The following is a 1,179-nucleotide window of genomic DNA, read 5'->3' as shown; positions in this document are numbered from 1 at the left end:
TCTAGGCCAGCGCTCACAAATCCGCGCGCAAAAGGCCGGACATATGAGCGCAAGCGATCAGGTCAAATCATCTCCAGCCAAAGCCTTGCAAGCAGGGGGCCGTCCACATATGAGCACCGGAAGCGCAGGGAACCTGCCATTCGCAGGCCGGCTTCACCTGAATACCGGCAGATCCGGAAAAAAAGAGGCTCCCGACCGATTTTCGCGGCGGGAGCCTGACTTGAGCGCAGGAGGGAGCGCTCTGGGGAGGTCTTAAAAAATGTTCGGCGTGTTGGTGACCGGGGCGGCGTTGGCGATCATGCGCACAGCGCGCTCGCGGTGCTGGCCGGACTGCTCGGCGATGGCGCGCAGGCACTCGACGCTCTCCGCACCCCAGTTCTGGCCCTTACAGGCAAAGTCTATTGCAGATTCCGGCAGGCGGGCGGTCTTGAGCGTGGTCTGCGCGCCTTCAACGACATTGGCCGGCGGGTTGATTGAAGCGAAGGCCGGACCGGAGGCGGGCGCGGCCAGCATGCCGACGAAGGCGCAGGCGCCGATCAGCATGAACATCGCCATCGGATGGTCGCCGGCGCGCTGGCGCAGCGCAAGCTTCGGCCGGCGGTCATTGCGCTCCGGGCCATGCTGGCGGCGCTTGGTGTCGGCGGCATGAACTTTCGCAAACATCGGCTGTTCCCTTCGTTATCTTTCTTTTTGCTGTGAAACGAACTTAGTCGCACCACGTAACAGTCGGATGATTGGCGGCGATTGCCTGTGTAACAGGATTGAAACAGACGCTGAGCGCTGCGGCCTTCGGATCCACGGCAACCATTCTCGACCGACCATCGAAGCTGGTTGGCGCAGCTATGCGCCTGTCGCGCCTGCCCGACTGTAAACAGCCTCACACAGCAACGCTTGAATCGAGCGCGTCGCTGTCGTCTGCCGCAGCTCGGCATCGATCGAAACATGCCCTTTCCGACGCGGGCACCGGCGCTCGCAAGCGCCGTTCCGCTTCCTCGATTAAGGCCCGGATTCCACGGGATTTTTCCGGCCCGGACGAGGTCGAACTTACAGCCTTGGAATTTCATATTCCTACAAGCCATTGCATTTCAATGGAAAATATGTCTATATTGAATGAGTATTCAACAAAAAGAAGAGCATTCCGATGAACCCGCACCTCCGTGACGTGGCGATCCCCAACGA

The 1,179-nt window shown here is 60.1% G+C and carries 2 protein-coding genes; one reads left to right on the top strand and one right to left on the bottom strand.

Annotation, left to right across the window (positions count from 1 at the left end; genetic code table 11):
* Positions 1 to 252: 252 nt before the first annotated feature.
* Positions 253 to 663 (bottom strand): hypothetical protein, encoded by a 411-nt coding sequence (locus tag EOA23_RS34945; protein WP_127307339.1) that lies wholly within the window; start codon positions 661 to 663, stop codon positions 253 to 255.
* 71 nt (positions 664 to 734) lie between these two features.
* Between EOA23_RS34945 and EOA23_RS34940 the strand changes: the two genes are divergently transcribed.
* The gene (locus EOA23_RS34940) at positions 735 to 1,145 is read left to right on the top strand and encodes a hypothetical protein (protein ID WP_127307338.1); all 411 of its coding nucleotides are present in this window, start codon (positions 735 to 737) and stop codon (positions 1,143 to 1,145) included.
* The last annotated feature ends 34 nt before the right edge of the window (positions 1,146 to 1,179 follow it).

Origin of the sequence: Mesorhizobium sp. M2A.F.Ca.ET.042.01.1.1 (assembly GCF_003997405.1) — a bacterium.
Classification (GTDB): domain Bacteria; phylum Pseudomonadota; class Alphaproteobacteria; order Rhizobiales; family Rhizobiaceae; genus Mesorhizobium.
The sequence above is the reverse complement of the archived record's forward strand: the minus strand, read 5'-3'. Positions and strand labels throughout refer to the sequence as shown.

What these genes read in the sequence shown, in the direction of transcription:
- EOA23_RS34945 (WP_127307339.1), bottom strand. Translation starts at nt 663, where the DNA reads ATGTTTGCGAAAGTTCATGCCGCCGACACCAAGCGCCGCCAGCATGGC.